The 23,821-nt window shown below is 62.4% G+C and carries 19 protein-coding genes; 12 read left to right on the forward strand and 7 right to left on the reverse strand.

Annotated features, from left to right (window positions below; all coding sequences use genetic code 11):
- Window positions 1-99: 99 nt before the first annotated feature.
- A complete protein-coding gene (locus MET49242_RS04600; protein WP_036281019.1) occupies window positions 100-1,488 on the forward strand; it encodes a lipopolysaccharide biosynthesis protein in 1,389 nt (462 codons plus the stop codon).
- Window positions 1,489-1,505: 17 nt separating this feature from the next.
- Here MET49242_RS04600 and MET49242_RS04605 read toward each other — a convergent pair whose 3' ends face one another.
- Together MET49242_RS04605 and MET49242_RS04610 are read right to left on the reverse strand one after the other, a co-directional pair.
- Entirely contained in the window at window positions 1,506-3,071 is a 1,566-nt protein-coding gene (locus MET49242_RS04605) for a hypothetical protein (protein ID WP_051134000.1), read from the reverse strand.
- A complete protein-coding gene (locus tag MET49242_RS04610) occupies window positions 3,068-4,186 on the reverse strand; it encodes a glycosyltransferase family 4 protein (RefSeq protein ID WP_036286923.1) in 1,119 nt (372 codons plus the stop codon). Before MET49242_RS04610 ends, MET49242_RS04605 begins: the two co-directional genes overlap by 4 nt.
- Before the next feature lie 223 nt (window positions 4,187-4,409).
- On the opposite strand from MET49242_RS04610, the gene MET49242_RS04615 reads away from it, so the two are divergent.
- Window positions 4,410-5,858, forward strand: coding sequence for an NAD-dependent succinate-semialdehyde dehydrogenase (locus tag MET49242_RS04615; protein ID WP_036281021.1), 1,449 nt, complete (start codon window positions 4,410-4,412; stop codon window positions 5,856-5,858).
- 21 nt (window positions 5,859-5,879) lie between these two features.
- Here MET49242_RS04615 and MET49242_RS04620 read toward each other — a convergent pair whose 3' ends face one another.
- On the reverse strand, window positions 5,880-7,367 hold the full coding sequence (locus MET49242_RS04620; protein WP_036281023.1) for a L,D-transpeptidase family protein: 1,488 nt from the start codon (window positions 7,365-7,367) through the stop codon (window positions 5,880-5,882).
- Window positions 7,368-7,389: 22 nt separating this feature from the next.
- Window positions 7,390-7,710, reverse strand: coding sequence for a hypothetical protein (locus MET49242_RS04625; RefSeq protein WP_036281025.1), 321 nt, complete (start codon window positions 7,708-7,710; stop codon window positions 7,390-7,392).
- 228 nt (window positions 7,711-7,938) lie between these two features.
- On the opposite strand from MET49242_RS04625, the gene MET49242_RS04630 reads away from it, so the two are divergent.
- Window positions 7,939-8,805 (forward strand): oxaloacetate decarboxylase, encoded by an 867-nt coding sequence (locus tag MET49242_RS04630; RefSeq protein WP_036281027.1) that lies wholly within the window; start codon window positions 7,939-7,941, stop codon window positions 8,803-8,805.
- A gap of 88 nt (window positions 8,806-8,893) precedes the next feature.
- Here MET49242_RS04630 and MET49242_RS04635 read toward each other — a convergent pair whose 3' ends face one another.
- Window positions 8,894-9,613, reverse strand: coding sequence for a DUF2076 domain-containing protein (locus tag MET49242_RS04635; RefSeq protein ID WP_036286926.1), 720 nt, complete (start codon window positions 9,611-9,613; stop codon window positions 8,894-8,896).
- Window positions 9,614-9,817: 204 nt separating this feature from the next.
- On the opposite strand from MET49242_RS04635, the gene MET49242_RS04640 reads away from it, so the two are divergent.
- Window positions 9,818-10,426, forward strand: a complete 609-nt coding sequence (locus tag MET49242_RS04640) for a hypothetical protein (RefSeq protein WP_144259465.1) — start codon at window positions 9,818-9,820, stop codon at window positions 10,424-10,426.
- A gap of 22 nt (window positions 10,427-10,448) precedes the next feature.
- Here MET49242_RS04640 and proB read toward each other — a convergent pair whose 3' ends face one another.
- Window positions 10,449-11,579 (reverse strand): glutamate 5-kinase, encoded by a 1,131-nt coding sequence (gene proB / locus MET49242_RS04645; RefSeq protein WP_036281031.1) that lies wholly within the window; start codon window positions 11,577-11,579, stop codon window positions 10,449-10,451.
- The gene (locus tag MET49242_RS04650) at window positions 11,576-12,262 is read right to left on the reverse strand and encodes a DUF2585 family protein (protein WP_244430698.1); all 687 of its coding nucleotides are present in this window, start codon (window positions 12,260-12,262) and stop codon (window positions 11,576-11,578) included. Before MET49242_RS04650 ends, proB begins: the two co-directional genes overlap by 4 nt.
- Before the next feature lie 199 nt (window positions 12,263-12,461).
- Here MET49242_RS04650 and MET49242_RS04655 point away from each other — a divergent pair, with 199 nt between their 5' ends.
- From MET49242_RS04655 to MET49242_RS04690, 8 genes are all read left to right on the forward strand, one after another.
- Window positions 12,462-13,274 carry an IS5 family transposase gene (locus tag MET49242_RS04655; protein ID WP_036281033.1) on the forward strand — a complete coding sequence of 271 codons (813 nt, stop codon included), beginning with the start codon at window positions 12,462-12,464 and terminating at the stop codon, window positions 13,272-13,274.
- A 401-nt stretch (window positions 13,275-13,675) separates the two neighbouring features.
- The gene (locus tag MET49242_RS04660; RefSeq protein WP_202804153.1) at window positions 13,676-14,908 is read left to right on the forward strand and encodes a chemotaxis protein CheA; all 1,233 of its coding nucleotides are present in this window, start codon (window positions 13,676-13,678) and stop codon (window positions 14,906-14,908) included.
- Window positions 14,905-15,729, forward strand: coding sequence for a protein-glutamate O-methyltransferase CheR (locus tag MET49242_RS04665; RefSeq protein WP_036281035.1), 825 nt, complete (start codon window positions 14,905-14,907; stop codon window positions 15,727-15,729). Before MET49242_RS04660 ends, MET49242_RS04665 begins: the two co-directional genes overlap by 4 nt.
- Window positions 15,726-16,781 (forward strand): chemotaxis response regulator protein-glutamate methylesterase, encoded by a 1,056-nt coding sequence (locus MET49242_RS04670; RefSeq protein ID WP_036281037.1) that lies wholly within the window; start codon window positions 15,726-15,728, stop codon window positions 16,779-16,781. Before MET49242_RS04665 ends, MET49242_RS04670 begins: the two co-directional genes overlap by 4 nt.
- A gap of 12 nt (window positions 16,782-16,793) precedes the next feature.
- Window positions 16,794-17,366, forward strand: a complete 573-nt coding sequence (locus tag MET49242_RS04675; protein WP_051134456.1) for a chemotaxis protein CheW — start codon at window positions 16,794-16,796, stop codon at window positions 17,364-17,366.
- A 49-nt stretch (window positions 17,367-17,415) separates the two neighbouring features.
- Window positions 17,416-19,923 carry a methyl-accepting chemotaxis protein gene (locus MET49242_RS23140; protein ID WP_051134001.1) on the forward strand — a complete coding sequence of 836 codons (2,508 nt, stop codon included), beginning with the start codon at window positions 17,416-17,418 and terminating at the stop codon, window positions 19,921-19,923.
- A 70-nt stretch (window positions 19,924-19,993) separates the two neighbouring features.
- Complete coding sequence (locus tag MET49242_RS04685) at window positions 19,994-20,395, forward strand: response regulator (RefSeq protein WP_036281039.1); 402 nt, start codon at window positions 19,994-19,996, stop codon at window positions 20,393-20,395.
- Between the two features lie 67 nt (window positions 20,396-20,462).
- Window positions 20,463-23,651, forward strand: a complete 3,189-nt coding sequence (locus MET49242_RS04690; RefSeq protein ID WP_036281041.1) for an Hpt domain-containing protein — start codon at window positions 20,463-20,465, stop codon at window positions 23,649-23,651.
- Window positions 23,652-23,821: the final 170 nt, after the last annotated feature.

Consider the following 23,821-nt stretch of genomic DNA (forward strand, 5'->3'; position numbering starts at 1 on the left):
CTTGTTTCTACTCGATAACCATTGTTCTCAGCTCTGCTGGCGCCCGAGCGGTTCAAGTATTATGAACGTGACCTTGGCTTTAACGAAACCGCTGGGGCTATGGCGATCCTGACCTTCATCCGTGACCGGCTCGCCCGTCACAGGGCCGCCGTGGCGGCGGTTGTGGCGATGAGCATCAAGGCGGGCGGCGCGCTGCTCACCCTGACCGTATTTACGCTGGCCGCGCGGGCGATGTCCGCCGACGAGTTCGGGCGGCTTGCGATCTGGTTCAACGCGATGAGCTTCCTCGCGGTGGCCGCGGTCTTCGGCCAGGACACGCTGATCGCGCGAAACTTCGGCGAATACGCCGGCAAGGGCGATTACGCCCAGGCATGGGGCGCCTATCGTTTCGGCTGGCGGTGGACGCTTATCTCCGGGGCGGTCTTCGTCGCCGGGCTGATTGCGCTTGCGCCGCTCATCTATCCCGACATTGCCCGGACGGCGTTGCTTGCTGGCGCCTTCTTTCTTTTCACCCAGACGGCGCTGCACTACTCGTCGCATTCGAGCCGCGTCGCCGTGAATATCGTCGTCTCCGAGACGAACCGGGAACTTAGCTGGCGCCTCGTTCTGCTCGTCGTGGTCATCTGGTCGGTGCTGCATCAGGGTCTTACGCCGGCGGAATTTTTCGCCGCTGCGGCAATCGGACAAATTCTGTCTCTCGGCGCCCAGCTCATATACATGCGCCGATCCTACAGGACGCATTCCGTCACGCTTCTGCGCGATGACGATCGCAAACACTGGTTCGCGCGCGGGCTTGCGATGTGGCAATCGGCGATGGTGGAGGCCGCGAGCCTCTATTTCGACGTGATGCTGATCGGCTATTTCGCCTCGCCGGCTGTGGCAGGCGATTATTTCGTGGCGGCGCGCATCGCGAACATCTTCATGATGGTGTTGACGGGTCTCAACACCTATTCGTTTTCGCACAGCGCCAATCTTTATTTCTCGGGACAGACCCAGAAACTGCAGGACATTCTCCGCATGCTCGTGCTGGTTGGGACGGCGATGGTCGCGCCGGTCTTGCTGCTGATCTATGTGTTTGGCGTGCAAATACTGACGATTTTCGGCCAGCGCTATGCCGCCGTCTACCCGACGGTCGTTGTGCTGGCGACGGCCTGTTTCATCATGTCGATGAGCGGCTCGGCCTCGGTGATCCTGCTTACGACGGGGCATGAGAAACTCTATTCCCGCGTCATCACTTACGCGACTCTGGCGCGCGTGGCGCTTACCGCTGTTCTCGCCTGGGCCTTTGGCGCATTCGGCGCCGCCTGCGGCTGGGCGTTGATCAATGCGCCGCTTTTCATGGCTCTCGGGGCGATCTGCCGCCGCGCCTGCGGGGTCGACACGAGCATCGTGAGCGTGCTGACCTATCTGCGCGCCCGGCCGCGCGAGAGCGCGACCTTGTCGACCGACGTCGCCGGCCCGGGCGAGAGCAAGCCAACGGCAAGCTGAGGCCCGCCCCGACGCCTTCAGAGCAGGGCGGGCGCCAAAGGACTCTCCTGCGCTTCGACGTGGTACAGCGCGCGAGCGTCGATGCGTTCGTGAACGATCCGGCGAAGGCCCAAATTTTTTGGCGTGAAGATCGCGCCGTCGATGCACTCGAGCCGGCCGCAGCGATTGAGGGTGTGAAGGCGCGCGCCCGGCCAGCCGGCGCCAGGCGCAACGAGCTTCACCGGCGTCTGAAGGAAGTTTTCTTCGTCCAGCTGGTCGATGCGCATGATGACGATGCGCTTGCCGTAGCCTTCGGAGCAATCCTGCACCGGCCGCAATAATACGCCTTTGCGGGAGACGACGGCTCCCGCCGGCCGCGCGTAACGCGAGTCGACGAGAACCGGATTCTGCGCATGTGCTTGCCACGGCCCGAAAAGGCTGTGCGCGTGATGCAGCGCCAGCGTATCGGAGTAGCCGCCGACGCCGTCGCGGACGACCGAGGTTATCCAGTAGCGGTCGCCATGGCGGAAGATGGTCGCGTCGGCCGCCTCGACGCCATCGAGCATTCGCGCGACAGGCTCCCATTTTCCCGGAAACGCCACGCAGCGATAGAGTGTGACGCCGCCGGAGGCCGAAGCTTCAGGCGCCATGTAGAGCTCGCCCTCATGCTCGATGAGAAAAGGGTAGGAAAGATGCCACGGCTCGACGAGCGCGGGCGTTGGTTCGCCAACCGGACCCGCGGCGTCGAATTCCTGATAGTAGATTTCGCCACGATCCGTGCGATAATCGAGACGTTCATAGAAGACGCCGCTTCGACCGCGCCAGTGGATGGGAAATGGATCGGCGGCGAAATTCATCTCGCGATCCTGCATCACGCGCCATGCTGGGCCCGTGAGCGCTCCGGAATCGACGACGTCGGGGCCGTCGACAAAACGCCATCCAACGCGCCAGTGCGGCGAGTGGCAGCAAAGATGATAAATCGCGCGCGCGCATCGAAAGGCGATGTTGCGCAAGGCGAAGGAGTATGGGTTGCGCGCGCGCTTCTCTGCTGGCGCGCTTGGCGCGTCGACAACTCGCGGGGGACAGGCGAGCGCCTGCTCGATGAGCACGATGACACGGGAAAACACCGCCTCCAGCCCGCCGGTCAGCCCATCGGCCGCTTCGAGCGAGGGAAGTCCCCATGCGACAATCGCGCCGCTTCCTGCGTCCTCTAGCGCTATGGTCGGCGCGCTCCCGCCAAGGAGCGACGCAATTGCATATTGATCTGACGAATGGCCGTCATAAAGCGGGCGCAAGACCCTTGCGCCGTGCGGCGCGGCGACGCCGCCGACCAGATCGATGACCACATCGGCTTGCAACGCCGCCGCCGGCGAAATCGAACGCGCGTTCAGCGCATCGGTGAAGGTGGGCCGTCGCCTGCGCAACAGAAGACGCTCGAGCGACAGAAGCTGTTTGACCGCGCTTGGCCATTCCTCGCCGCCTTCTTCGAACCGAAATGCGACCTGCGCATGCGGCCAGCGCCGGGCGAGGCCGTCGCGCAGCCGCTTATGCCAGCGCATGAACCGCGCAGGCGAGATCGCGATTTCAATCGTCTGATATCTCATGGCGTTGGCCGTTCCATCAAACGCAGATATTCGTCCAACATCGCGTCCAGAGGGTAGCGCTCGGCAAGCCGTTTGCCGCGACCGGTGAGCGTTGCTTCGAGTTCGGGATCGTCCAGAACGCGCCGGACGGCGCGGGCGAACGCCTTTGTGTCGGCCGCGTCGACGAAGAGCGCGCAGGGCGAGCCGTCGACCGCGAGTACTTCGCGCAGCACATCGATATTGTTGGCGACGACGGGCGCGCCGGCTTGCGCCGCCTCGACCGGCGCGAGACCAAATGTTTCCGTCGAGCTGGGGAAGACGAAGCAATCCAGCGCGGCGAGAAAGGCGCCCATCTGCGCCGTATTCAGTTCGCCGAGGAAATGAACCCGTTCCGCAACGCCAAGCGAGTGCGCCAGCGCTTCGAGGTCGCCACGCGCCGCGCCCTGACCGGCAAGCGCGAGATGCTGCTCACGGTTTTCACTCAAAATCCGAATTGCGAGATCGACCTGTTTGAGCGGATGCAAACGCGCCGCGCAGCCGAGGAGTTCGGCGTCCTGCGGCAGGCCGAAATGCCGGCGCGCGTCGGTCTTCGATATGGAGGCGGATTTGTCGAAGAAGCCGTGATCGATGCGCTTGAGCCGGCGGCTGTAAGGCTTCGGATAATCCCGGTAAGCCGTCTCAGTTTGGGCCGAGTTGACGATGATATGGTCGTAAAATCCGACCATCCCCATCGCCTTGTCGAGGGCGCCGACGACCGCGGGAACCGTTTCCGGCGGCGACAGCTGATTGGCGATGACGAGCGGCGATCCCGCCAATCGCGCGACCGGCGCGCCGATCAGATTGCCGTAATGCTGCAATGTTACGACGACGTCCGGCTTCTCGGCGCGAAATTCCTCGAATAGTGCGCCGAGCATTTTGAGAAGGCCGAAGGGCGTCGACGGTCGCGCCTTCGCGCAGAAGACGACATTTTCCTCACCGTCAAAGCTTTCGGTCCGTCGAAAGAAGAAGATCTGCCGCGTGCGCCAGCCATGCTTCGCGAAGCCCAGCGCAAGCTGGCGCGCAATCTCCTGTGCGCCGGCGTTTTCGGCTTGCGTCTGCACGATAGCGACCGTTTTGGGCTTCTGCGGTTTGCTCAATGGCCTGACTTCTATTTTCGATGCGAAAGTCGCGTCGTCCGTTGACGCCAAGCTGAAGTTTTCCATCAATCGGAAGTCGAGCGCCAGCCTTGCCTTTGGTCACGGTTAAACAGCTGACTAATTTTTACGATTTCCGCATTTTGTTCGGACCTGCGCTTCGGCATTCCTATATCTGACGAAGAAGCGCGGCCGGTCCGCGGCAATCTTTGAGGATGGCAAAGGAATGGATGCGAAGGATCGCCTCTTTATCGAAAAGGCTTTCATCGGCGGCGCGTGGATCGGCGCCGATAGCGGCGCGACCTTTCCGGTAACCAATCCCGCAAATGGCGAGACGCTCGGCCATGTTCCCGATATGGGCGCAGCCGAGACGCGGCGCGCAATCGAAGCGGCGGAGGCGGCCTTGCCGGCCTGGCGCGACCGGCCGGCGAAGGAGCGCGCGCAGATCATGCGCCGCTGGTTCGAGCTGATCATGGCCGAGCAGGAGCGCCTCGCGCGCATCATTACGGCCGAGCAGGGCAAGCCTCTCAATGAGGCGCGCGGCGAGATCGCCTATGGCGCCTCCTATATCGACTGGTTCGCGGAGGAGGGGCGCCGCGTCTATGGCGACATTGTCCCGGGCGCGATGGACAGGCGCCTGCTGGTGCTGAAGCAGGCGATCGGCGTTACGGCGGCGATCACGCCCTGGAACTTCCCGTCGGCGATGCTCGCGCGCAAGGTCGCGGCGGCGCTGGGCGCGGGTTGCACGATGGTGGTCAAGCCCGCGGAGCTGACGCCTTTTTCGGCGCTGGCGCTCGTCGAACTCGGGTCGCGCGCCGGCGTTCCGGCCGGGGTAGTCAACGTCGTCACGGCGTTGAATCCGGCGCCTGTCGGGGAGGAACTCACACGCAATCCGGTCGTTCGCAAACTGACTTTCACCGGCTCCACCGAGGTCGGGCGAATCCTCCTGCGTCAGGCGGCCGATAATGTGCAGAAATGCTCGATGGAGCTCGGCGGAAACGCGCCGCTCATCGTCTTCGAGGACGCGGACATCGATCTTGCCGTGAAAGGCGCGATCGCGACCAAATATCGCAATTGCGGGCAAACATGCATCTCCGCCAATCGCTTTCTCGTGCAGGCGAGCGTGGCGGAGGTTTTCGCGCGGAAGCTCGCCGCCGCGGCGAGCGCGCTGAAGGTGGGAGAGGGGTCTCAGGATGGCGTCGTCATCGGCCCCCTGATCGAGGAGGCGGCTGTCGAGAAGGTCGAGCGTCATATTTCCGACGCTGTGGCGCATGGCGCGAAGGTTCTGGCTGGCGGCGCGCGTCACGCGCTGGGCGGCCTGTTCTTCCAGCCGACCGTGCTCGCCGATGTGCCGCCGGATGCGCTGATCTTCAACGAGGAGACATTCGGTCCCGTCGCGCCGGTAATTGCTTTCGAGACCGAGGCCGACGCAATCCGTCTGGCGAATGCAACGCCCTACGGTCTTGCCGCCTATTTCTTCAGTCGCGACATCGCGCGGATTTTCCGCGTGGCGGAGCGACTGGAGTTCGGCATGGTCGGCGTTAATGAAACGATTCTCAGCTCCGAAGCCGCGCCATTCGGCGGTGTGAAACATTCGGGGCTGGGACGCGAGGGCTCGCGCTATGGAATCGAGGACTATCTCGAAATCAAATATGTCTGTCTCGGCGGCATGTGAGGCGTGCGGCGGGCGGGCGGCTCACGATCCGCTCGCCAGCGCCTCGCGCACCCTGGCGGAATAGCCGTAAATGTCGTCGAAGAGGCGCAATTGCCCGTCGGCGTCCACTGTCGCGGTGAAATATTCGATATGCACCGGCATCGGCCGGGCGAGATCGATGCGCCGCTCGGAGGCGCCGACCATTCCGCGCAGCCGCTTTTCCGTCCAGCCCGCGTCGGCGGTCAGCACGGCTTCCGCGAGCGCGAAAGGCTGATCGACCCGCACGCAGCCATGGCTGTAGGCGCGCCGCGCCGTCGCGAAGAGGCTGCGCGAGGGCGTGTCGTGCAGATAGACGGAAAATTCGTTCGGGAACACGAATTTCACACGGCCCAGCGCATTCTTTTCGCCCGGTGGCTGACGCACGCTCGCGCGGCCGTTGCTGTATGAAACCTTGAAACCGCGCGCGGCGAGATAGGAAAGATCGCCGCCGTGTTTTCCCGCCATCTCTTTCGTGATGATCGATTGCGGAACGCTCCACGACGGATTGATCACGACATAACGCATCGTGTCGGAGAACACTGGCGTCGGCGTGCTCGTTTTGCCGACGACGACCCTTGTACGATGCGTTTTCACTCCATCGCGCGTAAGCGCGAGTTCGAATTGCGGGATATTGACCTCGATGCGCGTCGCGCCCAGGTCGCGAGGCTCCCAGCGCCAGCGCTCCATATTCGCGATGATTTCCGCCTCGATGCGCTTCGCCTCGCCTTGCGTCAAGGATGCGAAGGAATTTTGCGGCCCAATGTCATTGCCCCGGGAGGCGAGGGCGACGCGGCCGGAGTTTTCCCGTATCGTGCGCAGTTCGGCGAGTTTGTCGCGCAGGGCGCGGTAGCCGGCGTGCGGCGGATTGAAGTCGGCGAGATCTGCGCCGGCGAGGGTGACGGCGTCGAGCGCTTCCGAGGCGCTCGCCAGCCGCGGCCGCGCGCCGATAAGGCGCGAGATCCTGGCCGGATCGACCCTGGCGCCGCTCGCTTGCGCCGCGTAGTCGACGATCCCCTCGGAAAGATCGAGTTCGGCTGCGACGCTCCATTGTGCGTCATTCGAAGGTATCGGCGCGCTGATCCGCAGCGCGTCGCGCCTCGCGTCATGCAGCGTTTGAGCCGCGCGCGTCGCTGCTGGCGAGAAATATTCGCCCAAGCGCCACAGGGGCGCGAAATCATGCTTTGCGTAATAGGCAGCTATGGCGTTTCGACGGGCGCGGCGGGCGGAATCCGTCTCGCTCTGCGTCCATTCCTCGAGCCTTTGCGCGATGGCCCGCGAAACGTCGATTGTCGCTGTCGCGCCTGCGTCCGGCCCGGCGGTCATGTCGTTTGACAGGAATTTCTTCGACGCGCCCGTTCCCGCCAATGCGACTGCTGCGGGCATGTCCCGAGGCGCGGACCATGGGGCCTGAGCGCCGGCGGGAGAGGCGAGCAGCATCGCGGCGATGGCGAGCGGCGCGGTTTGAGCGAAAGCCGGGACGCGACGGAACATGACACATACTCCTTCGGGCGCCTCACAAGGCTGAGCGGCAGACGGTGCGGGTAACACGGCCGCGGACGCCATAGCCTTCGTCTGTCTCGACCTCGACCTCATGGCAGTTTTGCGAGACGGCCGGCTCTTCAGCGCTGACGGACAGAATGAACGGCTTCGTCGACGGCGACGTGGACTGGATTTGCGCGGCGGCGGCCTCGGGAGCCTTGGCGAAGATCGCCTTGGCGGCGGCGAAGCTCACATTGGCCGCGAGAATGATGAAGGCGATCTTCATAGCGACGGCGACGCGGACCGGGCGGGAAGCGAAGGTGCGGTCGGCGCGGCGGGTTTCGTTGCGGCTCATGACAGGACCCCTTTTGTCTGGCGTTCACCATTTGTGAACGATCTGACACTAGGGGCGGCCGCTTGCCGTAACCGTGCGCTGGCGCACAGGGCGGGAGGGGAACCGGCGTCCGCGTCCCTGTCCTTCCGCCACTGTTTGTGCGAAGGGGCGGATATACGCCCAGTATGAACCAGCCGGAGGTCCGCCAATGGGCGGTTTCCGCTGACGTGGGCGATTGAGGAGAAGAAGATGCAATGCGATCACGCCGCAAATCTTCGTGCGCTGCTGGATCAGCCGGGGATCACGATTGCCCCGGGCGTTTATGACTGCATCACGGCGAGGCTGGCGCAGCAGGCCGGCTTTCGCATGGTCTTCAGCAGCGGCTTCGGGATCGCGGCTTCGCTCCTCGGCGCGCCGGACATCGGCCTTTTGACGGCGTCGGAGATCACGGACCGGGTCAGATATATTTGCAGGGCGATCGATATTCCTCTCATCGCCGACATCGACACTGGCTATGGCAATGCGAATAATGTCGTGAGGACGGTCGAAGACGCCATTGCCGCGGGAGCGGCCGGAATTATCCTCGAGGATCAGGAATGGCCGAAGAAATGCGGCCATCTCGAAGGCAAGAAAGTTATCCCGCCGGAAGAGCATGTCAAGAAAATCCGGGCGGCGACAAGGGCGCGGGACTCGAACAAGCTCGTCATCGTCGCGAGGACGGACTCCCGCGCAATCTACGGGCTTGACGACGCCATAGAGCGGGGGAAGGCGTATGCGGACGCAGGCGCCGACGTCGTCTTTGTAGAAGCGCCGCAATCGAGGCAGGAACTGGAAAAAATCGCGCGAGAGCTGAATGGCCTGAAGCTGTTCGCCAACATCATCGAAGGCGGCAAGACGCCCGAGCTGACCGCGAAAACCCTCGACGAAATGGGTTTCAAATTATGCGCCTTCGCGCTCAGCGGTCTCTTCGCGTCAACGCTCGGGATCAAGAAGTGCTTCGAAACGCTTCACAGCAATGGAATGACGGGCGACATGCTGAGCGAGCTTTCGTTTCAACATTTCGAGAAGGTCGTCGATCTCGACAAATACCGCGCCCGGGAAAAAGAATTCGAGTGAGCCGCATTTATCCGGCCGGATTGAAAAACAAAGAAAAACCCCGTCGGCGTCCCGACGGGGTTCTCCATTAGTTGCGCTCTGTGACGGGTCAGACGTCGAAGCCGCCATCGCCGCCGTCATCGAATCCGCCGCCGTCATCGAAGCCGGCGTCCGAGCTGTAGTCGGCGTCCTGCATGCCGCTCTCGCCGCCATAGCCGTGATCATAGCCGGCCTCTTGCGCGCCGGATTCATCGCCATAGTAATTATTGACGATGGTGGTCTCGCTGGTCGGCGTGAAGCCGGACCCGATGCCGAGATTGCCCATCCCGCCATAACCGCCATGGTGGGAGAACAGGTTGCGGATGCTGTCGGCGAGCAGCACGCCGCCCGCGACGCCCGCGGCCGTGCCGAGCGCGCCCTTCAGGAAGCTGTTGCCGCCGCCAGCCGGTTCAGGAGCATAGCCTTGCGGCGGGGGCGGAGGGGGCGCATAGCCGGGCTGGGCGCCCCACGGCCCATTGGGTCGCTGCTGCGCGGGACGCGGAGGCGCCGACGGACGCTGACCGCCGCCCAGCAAACCGCCGAGGAAGCCGCCTGCAGGCTTCGACTCCAGCTCCTTCACACGGGCTTCAAGCTCCTGAATACGCTGATTGGCGCCTTCCAGAGCCTGTTCCTGCACGATCACGGTCTGCGCCAGCAGATAGGGCGCGGCCGGCTGGGCCTTGACCTGCTCGTTGATGAAAGTCTCCGCCTCCTGGTCGCGCGCGCCTGTGGCTGCGCTCTTCGTCCGCTCGAAAAGGCCGACGAGAAGTTGGCGTTCTTCCGGTGACATAACACTCTCCCCTTTGTCGCCGCGCCTGGCGCGCGACGACAAGGAATATGGGGGAATGCGGCAATTTCGCCAAGAGCTGGCGGGAACGGGGCCGGTTAAACTTTGGTCATTCGCCGGTAAGCGCGAGGTCACTATATAAAGAGATATGAAGCCAGGGCTGAGGAACACCCTGAAAATCGGTCGGCGTTTTTGGGTGGAGAGGCCATGTCGTTTACGGAAATCCAGAGACGGCGTCCGAGTTTTTTCCACGCATTGGAGTTGGACGATGGCGACTATGCCAGGTTCGTGCGAGAAGCCTTCGATCCTATGGACGGCGAGACGAAAGCCAATGTGCTGGTCGCTTATCTGAACCTGCTTCCGATCCTTCTCGCCCTGAACAAAAGCGCCAGCGACGGGCACGAACCCTATTCGGTAGAAGATTTCATCAGAGGATGCGAGAGCGATCTGATGCAGGGCCACGGTGAAGCGATAAACGCACGCCTGTCGTGGTTCATGTTCGCCGCGCTTCTCGGGAGGCTGGAAAAACTGGCAAGTAAAGGCGTCGATGCCGCCAACGACGCCGGTGCGGAAATCTGGCTCCAATTGGCTGAATCGACGCCCGAGTTGAAATATATGCTGCCAGAGAGCGTTTTATGGAAGCAATCCGAAGTGGCCTCGTTCAATCCAAATTGTTCAGACGAAGAATTGATGCGCCTGACACTGGAAGTTCACATGCCGCCGGTGTTCTCGAAAAATCGTTTGATTTCCAATTTTTTCAAATCACGAGGCGTTTTATACCATCCCCCTGCCGCGATGACATGCACAATCCCCTGAACGCGGAGTAATCACGCCGCGCTCACTCGCCGGAGAGCGCCATGTCGTCCCGATGGATGATTTCGTCGGGGCCCTTGAATCCCAGAAGGCTTTCTATGTCCTTCGTCGAGCGGCCGGCGATTTTGGCGGCGTCCATCGCATCATAGGTGACGAGGCCGCGGCCGATTTCGCCGCCCTTCGCATTACGGATCACGATGCAATCGCCGCGCGCGAAGCCGCCCTCTATGCGGGTCACGCCCGCGGGCAGCAGACTTTTGCCCGATGTGAGCGCGCGCTCGGCGCCGTCGTCGATATGAACCGCGCCCTTGGGCTCCAGCGAGCCGGCGATCCATTTCTTGCGCGCGGTCACCGGGTTCGACGGCGTCAGAAACCAGGTGCAGCGCCCGCCGCCGGCGATACGCTCGATCGGCGCCTCCTCGCGCCCGTCGGCGATCACCATATGGGCGCCGCCGGTGGTGGCGATCTTTGCGGCCTCGATCTTGGTGCGCATGCCGCCACGGGAATATTGAGAGGCGGCGCCGCCAGCCATGGCCTCGATCTCGGCCGTGACGCGCGGCACGATGGGTATATGCTTCGCATCCGGGTCGGAGCCGGGCGGGGCGGTATAGAGCCCGTCTACGTCGGAAAGAAGAATCAGCAGGTCGGCGCTCGCCATGGTCGCGACACGGGCGGCGAGGCGGTCGTTGTCGCCATAGCGGATTTCCGCGGTCGCCACCGTGTCGTTCTCGTTGATGACGGGAACGGCGCGCAGCGACATGAGGCGGGTAAGGCACTCGCGCGCATAGAGATAGCGGCGCCGCTCCTCCGTATCCCCAAGAGTGACCAGCACCTGTCCGGCGACGAGCCCGCGGTCATGAAGCGCTTCCGCCCAGAGCCGCGCCAGCGCGATCTGGCCGACGGCGGCCGCGGCCTGGCTGTCCTCGAGCTTCATCGCGCCCATCGGAAAGCCCAGCACGCTGCGGCCCAACGCCACCGCGCCGGAGGAGACGACCAAAACGTCCGCGCCGCCGCGATGCAGCGTGGCGATGTCATCGGCAAGGCGCGTGAGCCATTTGCGCTTGGCGGACGCCTTCTTGGGGTCGACGAGCAGCGAGGAGCCGACCTTGACGACGATGCGGCGGAATGAGGCGAGTTTGGGGGCGCGCTTGGTCATGAAGGCGATAAATCGAGGAGCTTCGCTGTTTGCGCGGTCGGACGGGCCGGGCGCGATTCATAAAGTATGGCGAGAGTTAGCTTAGCCCGGAGGCGACTGCAAATCCGGGACCTCCTATGCGCCGTCGGCCTGCCAGCGCCGGATGACGTCGAGGGGTGGATCAAGTTCAGCAGATTCAGCGTGAGATTATCGCGTATGAGCGCGGCCAGCGCGACCTCCATGGCGACCGCCAGGGCGACGACGCCCCACAGCGGCAGGCGCCACGAGAGTATGAAACCCAGCGCCATCATGAAGGTGTCGGAAATCGAATTGAGGATGCTGTCGCCCGAATAGCCCAGCGCGAGCGCCTGCGCCCGGTAGAGACGGATGACAAGCGGCGTGTTCTCGACGATTTCCCACCCCGCTTCGATGCCGATCGCGACAAGAAGCCGGCCTCCCATTGGATACCGGGGCAGCAGGAGCCAGGTCAGCAGATAGAAAAGCGTCCCATGGATCACATGGGTGAAGCTGTACCAGTCGAAGACATGTTGCGAGTTTCCGGCGGAGAGGACGGAGCCTTCCCACAGTTTCACGTAGCCGCAGGCGCATATGGCGGGCTGACCAAGAAAATACAGAGCCGCGCTCTGTGCGGCGATGCCGCCGCTTCCGATCAAAATGAAATTGCGTAACGAGAATGTGGCCATGTTTTCAATTTACGCACTTTTCACCATAGCCTGCAATGCAAGAGGACGCTCATCGAAGAATAGCGGCGCAGAGCGCGGCGCGGATGAATGCGGTGCAATGATTAGATGATCCGATCGAGGGCGTTCGAGCTCCTATTAGTCTTGATCGACACTAGAGGGTGTTATGTACTTTGGTGATTGATTGTCTTAGTAGAATCGGATGTCTGCGATTCGCAAACCTTATCCGTCTGACGTCAGCGACGAAGAATGGTCGCTGGTTGCGCCTTATCTGACGCTCATGGACGAAGGCGCGCCGCAGCGTCAACATTCGCTGCGCGAGCTGTTCAACGGCCTGCGTTACGTGCTGCGCTACGGCATCGCCTGGCGCGCCATGCCCAACGATCTGCCGCCATGGTTCGCCGTGTATCAGCAATCGCAGCGCTGGCTGTCGGCGGGCGTGTTCGAGGCGCTTGCGCAGGATCTGCGCGCCCAGTTGCGCGTCGCTTCCGGGCGGGCGGCGGAGCCGACGGCGGCGATCATCGACAGCCGCACCTTGCGCTCGACCCCTGAGAGCGGCCCACGAGCGGGCTATGACGGCGCGAAGCGAAAGCGCGGCTCGAAGCTGCACATGGCAGTCGACACATTGGGCCATTTGCTGGCGTTGCATGTCACGCCGGCGAATGTCGATGACCGCGCCGAGGTCGGCAAGCTCATCGCAGCCGTGCAGGATGTGACAGGCGAAAGCGTCGAACTCGTTTATGTCGATCAGGGCTACACCGGCGAAAAGGCGTCCGAGGCCGCAAAGGCGCAGGGCGCCGAGCCTTGCGTCGTCAAACTCGCCGAGGCCAAAAAAGGCTTCGTGTTGCTGCCCAAGCGCTGGGTGGTCGAGCGTTCATTCGCCTGGGCGACGCGATGCAGGCGGCTCGTCAAAGACTACGAGCGCTATGCTCAGACCCTCGCAGGACTCCACGTCGTCGCCTTCGCATGTCTCATGCTCAAGCGCGCAGCAGATTTCATGATCCAAGGTGCATAACACCCTCTAGGAAACTGTCGACGCGTCTGTACCTGCAAATTGTCTTAAAGGCGTTCAGCCGCAGGTAAGATTCGACTCGTATAAGAGAATTCATGGCGACGCGAATCTATTCGCAGGCATGACGCCGTGTCGCCCTATCGGTGAAAGCCCGAGATCAGCATCCCCTGACAGCGCCCGGCGAATTCTGTTTGCGATCGATGATCGAAACAGTATGCGAGCTCGTTCGGTCCGACGTGATAGCGGCGGGCTGGCACGTCGACTTCACCGCCGCTCAGCGTTCTTTTTGCGTCAATCGTTCACCGGCGACGGTGTGAGCAAATGGGCTCCTTTGGCATGACCGTCGAAGCGCGAAGCGAAGCGCCCGGAAATTCCGCTCCAAAAGACCTTTTTGGGGGCGTCCTGTGATCGTGAGGGATGGCGACGCGCAAGCTCCGGGCGCAGAGGCTTTATCCGCGGCGCAGGTCAACAGTCAGCTGCGCGTGTCCGCTAAGAAAGTGGGCCGGCTGATGGATCTCGTCGGAGAGCTCAGCCTCAGTGTTTCCGAGACGATCCGTAGCCCGGACATCGCCGGCGTCGATCTGTCGAACTTCGAGAAATCCGCGCATCGACTGCAACTCGTCGTGCGCGAGGTGCAGGAGGCCGCTGCGGAACTGCGTCTTGTTCCGATCGGCGACGTCTTCCGGCGCATGGGGCGTTTGGTACGCGAACTGGAGCGCCAGACCGGCAAGGAAGTCGATCTGGAGATTCATGGCGAGGAAACGGAAATCGACAAGATGGTCGTGGACCGTCTTTTCGAGCCGCTCGTGCATCTGGTGCGCAATTCGGTCGATCACGGCCTCGAGCCGCCCGACGACAGGATGGCGGCGGGCAAGCCGCGTCGCGGGCGCATCAGGCTGGCCGCCGCGCAGGTTGGCGGCGACATACAGATTACGGTCTCCGATGACGGCCGCGGATTGAACCGCGCGCGTATCCTGCAACGCGCCCGGGAGCGCGGCTTTTTCGGCGCTGACGAAGAGCCGGAGGACGCGGATTTATGGAAGGTCGTTTTCAAGCCGGGTTTTTCGACGGCGGAGACTGTCACCAATCTTTCTGGCCGCGGCGTCGGCATGGACGTTCTGGACCACACGATGAAAGCGTTGCGGGGGCGCATCTCGATCGATAGCGTCTGGGAGCGTGGCGCGCGTGTCGTGCTGGCGATCCCGCTGTCGCTCGCCTTTCTCGACAGTCTCGTCATGCGCGTCGGCGAGCGCCTCTATGCGACTCCGATTGGTGTGGTCGCCGAGATTTTTCGCCCCGACTCCGACCAGGTCACCATCCTCTCCGCGCAGGGCGGCAGTGAAGTGGTGAAGGTGCGCGACGCATTGATCCCGATCTGCCGGCTGGATGAGTTTTACGGAGAGCGTAACGAGACGCGGACACCACTGGAGCGCCAGATCATTGTGGTTTTCCATACGAGCCGCGGGCGCATCGGGCTTCCGGTCGATGAGATGTTCGATCAGCAGCAAGTCGTCATGAAGCCTCTGCAGGGGCACCTCGAAAGAATCAGGGCGAGCTTTGGTTGCGCGCTTCTCGGCACTGGCGAGGTTGCGATCATGCTCGATTGCGAGAAATTACGGGAAGGCGCCGCGGCATGACGCTCGACCCACAAAGTTCGGCGCCCTCGCAGGCCAGCAAGCGCCTCCAGGCCTGGTTGAATAAACGCTGCGGGCTTCATTTTCCCGAGAACAAGTGGGAGATGCTGAATCAGCGACTCGCGCGCGTCATCGAACGATACCGCCTGGACAGTATGGAAGCGCTTGTCCAGGAGGTCGAGAGCGGCGACGACCATGAATTGCTCGCGGCCGTGGTGCACGCCGCTTCCACCAATCACACTTACTTCTTCCGCGAGCCGCACGTGCTCGACTACTTTCGCGTCAACATCCTGCCTCAACTAATGTATCGCGACGAGATAAGGATATGGAGCGCGGCCGCCTCGACGGGCGACGAAGCTTATACATGCGCCATCATCGCCGCTGAAGCCCTCGGTCGTCACGCCCTGCGCGACCGGGTCGCGATCCTCGGCACCGACCTGAGTGGACCGGTGATCGAGTCGGCGGAAGCAGGCGTCTATGGCCTTCCAAATCTGGAGCAGACATCGCCTGAAATAGTGGCGCGTTATTTCAATGCCATTGGCGACGGGCGTTTCCTGGTCGCGGATGACATAAGAAGAATATGCACTTTCCGCCGAATGAATTTGAAAGTGCGGCCTTACCCGTTCCAAAAAAAATTCGACGTCGTCTTCTGCCGCAATGTTCTTTACTACTTCGATATCGCAACGCAGCGCGCTGTGCTGGACGAAATCTATGACGCGACGCAGCCCAACGGGTGGTTGCTTACCAGCGTTACAGTAAGCTTGCGCGATCTCGGATCCCGTTGGACGACCATCTGCAGCGGCGTTCACAGGAAGCTCCAATGAAAGAAAAAGCAATGCGCCCCGTTCGGGTCCTCATCGTCGACGATTCCGCGCTGGTGCGAAAGGTGCTGGCGGATGGATTCGCGCGCGACGGCGGGATCGAGGTTGTCGGGCAAGCGGGCAATCCCTATCAGGCCCGCGATTTGCTGGTTGAACTAAAGCCGGACGTGATCACGCTCGACGTCGAAATGCCGCGCATGGATGGTGTGACCTTCCTCAGGCATTTCATGCCGATCATGCCGACGCCGACGGTGATGATCAGCTCGCTCACGAAAAGCGGCAAGAAAATCACGTTGGACGCGCTGGAGGCGGGCGCGGTCGATATCGTCGCCAAGCCGACCGTGGGCCTGGTCGACGGACTTCCGGCGATGCTGGACGAAATTTGCCGTCGGGTGAAGGCGGCCGCTTTCGTCGACGTTTCACGCTTCGCCCGGTCGACGCCGCTCCCCATCGAGCATGTCTCGGCGCTCGATGAGACGACCGATCAGCTCATCGCCATCGGCGCATCCACCGGCGGCGTGCAGGCGTTGAACCGCATCATGCCCGCTTTCCCTGCGGAGAACGCCGCGATCGTGATCGTGCAGCACATGCCGGCCGGCGTGACGTCGAGCTTCGCCGAGCGGCTGAACGGGATTTCCGCAATGCGCGTAAGGGAGGCGGCGCATGGCGATCGACTCATGAACGGCCTTGCGTTGGTCGCGCCCGGTGGACAGCGGCATATGACGGTCATCCGCTCGGGCGGCGAGTATCGCGTCGCGCTGCAGGACGGTCCCGAGGTCAATTATTCGCGGCCAGCCGTCGATGTTTTGTTCAGTTCCGTCGCGAAGGCCGCGGGGCGCAATGCGGCCGCAGCGGTTTTAACCGGCATGGGGCGCGACGGCGCCGCCGGCCTGCTCGCCATACGCAATGCTGGCGGCAGGACGATGGTGCAGGATGAGGCGACCTCGATCGTCTACGGCATGCCCAAGGCGGCCAATGACGCCGGCGGCGCGGAGGTCGTCGCGCCGCTCGAGAAAATACCCGCCTTGCTCGCCCGGGCGACGAGACGCGGCTGAATGGAGAACATTATGTCCGATCATTTCAACCGGAGCGGCGAGGAGGGCTATTCCTCGAACAGATCGTTCCAGAGTGAGAACACAGCCCTCGTCTTCAACGAGGAAAACAATATCGAGGACATGTACCTCACCTTCGGCGTGTCCGGCGAGGAATATGGCGTGGGCATCGCCTATGTTACCGAAATCGTCGGCATGCAGCGCGTCATGCAGGTGCCAGATGTTCCGCGCTTCATCAAGGGCGTCATCAATCTGCGCGGCAAGGTCATCCCCGTGATGGACGTGCGCTGCCGCTTCAACATGGAAGAGAAGCCCTACACCGAACGCACGGTGATCATCGTGCTCGACGTCGACAATGTGCCGATCGGTCTCGTCGTCGACAATGTGAGCGAGGTTCTGGAAATTCCGCCCGCGGCCATCGATCAGGCGCCCCAGTTCGGCGCCAATCGTAGCGGCAACGGCGTGATCCGCGGCCTTGGTAAATCCGGAGACCGGGTCGCCGTCATTCTCGACATCAAGCGGCTTGTCGCCGACGGCGCGATGGACGCGCGCCTCGAGGCGCAGGAGGCAGGAGCGTCTCTGCAATGACAATGAGATTCCTTGGGCGTGAACGCCTTTCGAACGGGAGCGGTGCGCGATGAATGACGAAAACCCCAAGGAGCCGCCGAAAGGCCCCCCGAAAGTCGACCGGCGAGAGATTTTCGATCTCGAAGCCCCTTTGAGCGACTATGCGCCGCAAGGCGCGAGGAAAAACTCCGAAACCCGAATGACTGCGCCGGGCGAGCCGACGCGTCCCGCGCCATCCGAAAAAAGGGAAGCACCCATGTCCATCACGGATAAAGCCGATAGCTACAAGGCTTTGAAGGAAATTCAGCGCATCGCGGCCGCAATGAAGGTTGGAGACCTCGCGGCGCGCGCTCAGCTCTCCGGAATAGATGACGAGTGGGGCGAGGCGCTCACAGGCCTGAACACAATTCTCGACGCCTTCTCGAACATCGTCGCAGAAGACCAGCGCGTTCGTCAGGCGCTCGACGGCGCCACAAGCTCGGTAATGATCGCGGACGCCGACGGCGTGATCCGGTACGCCAATAATTCTGTCGTGAACATGCTGAAGTCGGCCGAATCCGATCTGCGCAAGGATTTGCCCAACTTCGAGAGCGGCAAAATACTCGGTAGCAATATCGACGTCTTCCATAAGGATCCGCGACATCAACGACGCTTGCTTGACGGCTTGACGACCGTTCACCGGGCGCACGTCACCATTGGCGGAAGAAGCTTTGGACTGGTGGCTTCGCCGATATTCGACACGGCGGGCAAGCGTGTCGCGACATCTGTGGAATGGGTGGATCGAACCGTCGAAGTACGGGTCGAAAAAGAAATCGCCACAGCCATCGAGGCCGCCGGTCACGGCGATTTCGATCGTCGTCTCGACCTCGCGGGCGCAGAAGGTGTTTTCAAACTTTTGGGCGAGCGTATCAACACGTTGCTCACCAACACGGGATCGGCGCTCGCGACGATTGGCGAGGCGCTCAATCGCATCGCCGGAGGCGACGTGAGCCGACCGACTGTTGGCGAGTTCCACGGAGCCTTCGGCAAGCTGAAGACGGATGTCGAAAGGGTGCGCGGTAATGTTCAAGATTTGATGTCGGCCCTTACCCATATGTCCGAGGAGCACGACAAGGGCGATATCGACGTCGTAATACCAGTCGACAAATTCCAGAACGATTTCGCGAAGGTTGCCGACGCGATCAACAACATGGTCGCCGGGCATATAACTGTTAAGAAGAAGGCGATGGCCTGCGTCGCCGAATTCGGGAGGGGCAATTTCGAGGCGCCGCTCGAGAACTTCCCCGGCAAGAAGGCTTTCATCAATGAAACAGTCGAGCGGGTGCGCGCAAATCTGAAGGCGCTGATCGAAGACGCGGGCACGCTAGCCACTGCTGCGACGGACGGCCGGCTCCAGATACGCGCCGACGCCAACCGGCACCAGGGCGACTTCCGCAAGATCATTCAGGGCGTGAACGACGCGCTCGATTCGATCGTGACGCCGATGACCAATATTGCCAAGGGAATTGAGGCGCTGGGCCGCAACGACATGAGCGTCACGCTCGAAGGGGAGTATCGCGGCGATTTCCTCGCGGTGAAGAACGCTTTCGATAATGCGCTGGTCGGCATCAACGCCACGCTGTCCCAGATTGTGGACGCCGTCGAGCAGGTCGGCCAATCGGCCGAACAGCTGAATGCAGCGTCGCAGAGCATGGCCGCCAATTCGGAGGAACAGGCGGCGGCCGTCGAGGAAGTCAGCTCGAGCCTCACCGAAACCAATTCACAAGTGCAGGCGAACACCGAGAATGCCAACGCCGCCAATCAGCTCGTGATCGGCACCTCTCAGGCGGCGGTTCAGGGTCAGGCGAAAATGGAGGCGATGACCGAGGCGATGAATGCGATCAACGCCGCGTCGCAGAATATCGGCAAGATCATCAAGGTGATCGACGAGATCGCCTTCCAGACGAATCTGCTCGCGCTCAACGCGGCCGTCGAGGCGGCGCGCGCCGGGCAGCATGGGCGCGGCTTCGCTGTGGTGGCGCAGGAAGTGCGCAACCTCGCGGGCCGCAGCGCCAAGGCCGCTCGCGAAACCGCCGACATGATCGAGGATTCCGTTAAGCGCGTAGGCGAAGGCGTGAATATTGCGAGAGAGACGCGCGAGGCGTTGAACCTGATCGTCGCCAATGTCGTGAAGGTGAAGGATCTCGTCGCGGAGATTGCGACGGCGAGCACTGAACAATCGCGCGGCGTCTCGCAGATCAGCATCGCCATGAGCCAGGTGGGCAAGGCGTCGCAGGAAGGCAGCCAGCAAGCCGAGGAACTGGCGTCCGCCTCGTCGGAACTGAGCAAGCTCGCGGGGCAGATGCAGGACAATGTCCGGCGGTTTACCCTGCGGGAGCAGGGGCTGTCCTCTGTGGCGAGCATTCCCGAGCTCAATGGCATGACGACGGAGATGCTCAATCAGCTCAAGGCGCTTCTGGCGAGCCAGCAGCGTCCTGCGGCAACCCCCGCCAAGGCTGTCGCCAGCGGCGGATCGCGTCGTCCCGCCAGCGCGGTGATTCCGCTAGATCAGGATGAACGTGGCTTTGGTCAATTCTGACGCGCTCCATCATTGACGCCGCGGTCGTTTCGCGGCGTCGAGACATTGATCTAGAAAGTGAGATACGCATATGCATAAGGTAATGGTCGTCGACGACTCCGCGATGATGCGCGTCGTCATTTCGAACTTCGTCTCGTCGCTGCCAAATTACAAAGTGATGGCCGCCGCGGAGAACGGAAGGAAGGCGCTCGAACAGCTCGCCAAATTTCCGGATCTTTCGCTGATCCTGCTCGACATCGAAATGCCGGAGATGAACGGGCTCGAATTCCTGCGTCACGCAAAATTGAAGTCGCGCGCAAAGATCGTCATTCTTTCGTCCGTCGCGGCGGCGGGCTCGCGGCAGGCGTCCGAGGCGCGGTCGCTTGGCGCCGATGCGATCGTGACCAAGCCGGCGGGAGCCGTGTCCATGGATTTGGCCGACAAGCGCGGAGCGGAGCTGGCGCGGGTCATGAGCTCTCTTGCTCCCGCCTGATTTCCGCATTCCGGTTTGGTCCGCGTAATTTCCGGAGCAAAAAGCGTCATTCTCGACGGAGTGCAGCGTGTCCGACGAACTCGAAGAAATCTGGGCTCTCTATGCGGACGACGGAGGCCAGTCGCTCGACGCCGTCGAGGCGGCGCTACGCACTCTGCGGCGGAACGCGTGGGACGCCGAAGCCATCGGCGGTCTCTTCCGGGCGATGCACACGTTCAAGGGCAACTCGCGCATTCTCGGGTTGACGACAATTGAATCCTGCGCGGATGTTGCTGAGGATCTCGTCGGGCTCGTCCGCGACGAGGGCGCTAAAGTCGACGGAGAGTTGCTCGATCTCATGCTCGAGGCCGCCGACGCCCTGCGTGGCATGATGGAGAAAACGATTGTCACGCGACGCGACGCCGAGGAGTCGGTGTGCGCCGATATTCTCCTGCGCATGAAAGATAAATATGCGCGGCTGAAGGAGGCCGGGGTCGCGTTTGGCGTGCATATGGGGGAAGGGCCGACGGGCACATCCGACGTGGAGTCTGGCGAACAGGAAAGTTTCCAGACCGCGGTCATTTTTTCGCCGCCGGAGGCGAAGCCGGCCGACGACCCGATGTATCTCGAAATGTTCCTCGACATGGCGCGCGATGCGCTCGACGCCATGCGCGAAGCGTTGACGTCGCGAGATGAGGGAACGGGGAATTACGGCGAGGCATTGTATAACGCCGCCTCGCCGTTACACGACGCGGCGGTGCGCATCTCCATCGACGAATGGCCGGAGCTGACAAAGGAGCTCATGTCGGCCGGCGGCGGTGTCGATCGAGCCGGGGCGCTCCTCGATCGGCTCTCGGAACTTTTCGAAAAGGACCTCGCGCGGTTGCAAGGCGCGCCAGTCAAGATCTCCGAGAATTCAGATTCCCTGGTCCAAGACGGAGCAGACTTTCCGCGTGAGCTGGAGCCGCTTCTCGACGGCCTGTCGCAGGCGGCGCAAGCTCTCCCGTGCGACGATGAATCCGTCGGTGAGAACATTCGCCGTTTCGCCATGGCGATTCAAGAATGGGCTGCAAGGCTCGGTTACCAGCGAATCGCGGAGACATCAGCGCAACTGCCAGATGCTGCGTCCAACCTGGACGAATTCGAGCGCCTCATGTTCGCGCTCTACGAGGACCTGATACTCGTAGAGGAAATGGAGGCGATCGGGAATCCGTCGGCCGAACTTCAAGTCGCCGCGACGACGCCGCTTGGCGCATGGTGCGCGGCGCGGACGCCTGCGACGCTGGCGGCGCTCAGGACGGCGCTGTCCAATCCTGCAGGCGAGGAAGTCGATTGGGCGCGCATGGCGGAGCTGCTCCGGCGCGTCTATCGCGCGTGCTGCTTCCAGCGCCATGAGACCGCCGGACATGTCGTGATCGCTCTGGTCGATCTCGCCGCGCGCGTCCATGCTGGCGAAATGTCGCCCGATCCGCCGCTCATGCGGGTGCTGGCCTCGTTCGTAGACGCTGCAAAGCCGCTCTTCGGCGCGACCGACAACGACGTTGCTTCCAGCGCGGAGGCGATGGCGGGCCTTCTGCGCGAAGCCCGCGAGGTTACGGAGGCGCTGAACGGCGCGCTTTCGATCGCCTTGATCGAGGAGCAACTTGGCCTGCCGCAAAGCTTTCGCGGCGTCCTGTCGTCCGAGAGCGCGACGGTCGCGACGCTGGCGCTCAAAACGGGGAGCCGGTTCTATATTGTTCGCGCGGACATCGAGCGTCATTCGGAGCTCGCCGAAGGTTTCATTGAATGGATTGGCGCAGCAGGCGCGCTCATCGGCAGCGTGACGGTCTTCGATCGCGACGCCACCTTGTTCGATTTCCTCATCGCCTCCGCGCTGGATTCGCAGGCGATCGGGGAGGGGCTGACGGCGCTCGACCCGACGGGAGCCGTGCTGCGACTCGAAATGGCGCTCGGACGTTCTGGCGGTGACCCGGACATGGACGACGGCGAGTCCGAGGCGCCGTCGAAAGTTCAGGACGGGCAATTTTTCGAGTCGTCCGCGCCGTCGATGAAAATGCTCGAATCCATTGGCGAAATCGTCACCGGCCATGCGACGGTCAGACAAATTCTCGCGGGCTGCGGGGAGACGGACGTCGTCGGACTTATCGACGCGGCGATGCGCGCCTCCGGCGGCGACTGGTCGGCGGCGCGCGACGCCGTGCGTCGTCAGGTTCAGGATTGGCAGGAAAACATCGAACGCCTTGTCCAGCTCGAATCCCAGCTTTCCAACCGTCTCGACCAGCTACAGGAAGAAGCTGTTTCGGCGCGCGCGCGGCCGGCGTCGGGTCTCCTGAAGGCGCTCGTCAGCCATGGGGAGGATTCCGCGCGGCGGCTTTCCCGATTTGTGCGTTTCAAGGTTTCAGGCCAGACGGAGTCGATCGACGTCGATCTGCTCGAGCAATTCAGCGAACCATTGCGATCGCTGATTTCCTTTGTGCTCGCAGAGAGCATCGACCCGTCTGCAGCCCGTATCGCGGCGGGCAAGGCCGCCTGCGCTGAAGTCCATATCCGGCTCGCGCGCCACGAGGACCGCATCGTGGCGACGATCGAGGACGATGGCGCCGGCGTGGACACGGCAAAACTCCAGGCGCGAATTCAGCGCCCCGCCGGGAGCGGGTCGCCGAAGTCATCGTCGGGAGCGAGCGGCCACGAAGGGCAGGGCGTCGATTTCGCCCTGATGCTTCGAGGCTTGCGTCTCTCCGGGGGCGAACTGGCCATCGCCAATTCGACTTTGGGCGGCGTTCGCTTCGACGTCACGCTGCCGCTGACGATGGCGGTTCTCGACGGCATGGTCGTGCGCGTCGGCGCAATCATGTATGTCGTGCCGATCCATGCGATACAGCGCATCGTTCATTCAGGCGACGCGGATTTGATGCGTCTCTCCGCCGCCAATGGCGGCACGATGTTGAAACTGGAGCGCAACGACGTGATTCCCGTGCGCTTTCTCTCCGGCGCAGGCGGAGATGATGAGGACACCGACCAGCGGCTGCGACCTTTGCCGCCTGCAAACGACAATGCGGAAACCGGCGACCTCAAACATCTGTTCGTCGTCACGGGAAGCAGGGATCAGCGCATCGCGCTGTCGATCGATGAATTGATCGGCCAGCAACTCGTACTTATCCGCCCCATGAAAGGCTATCTCTCGGCAATTCGAGACGTGATGGGATGCGCATTGCTCGGGAACGGCGGAGTTGGAATGGTCCTCGATCCCGCGCGCCTTACAAATTATGCGTCGTGAATTGCAGTAACAACGATTCTTTCGCGGATGTTAATTGTGCTGCGCGTGAACACGAGTGAAGCGCCGATTTTTCCTGCGCGGGTTTTTTCGCTCGGAACGAGTGCGCAAACTCGACGAGAAACGGCCCGCGACGATCGAGGTCAGGGCGCGGACCGCGTCGCTTTTGAAGT

It is taken from the genome of Methylocystis sp. ATCC 49242 (genome assembly GCF_000188155.2).
Classification (GTDB): domain Bacteria; phylum Pseudomonadota; class Alphaproteobacteria; order Rhizobiales; family Beijerinckiaceae; genus Methylocystis.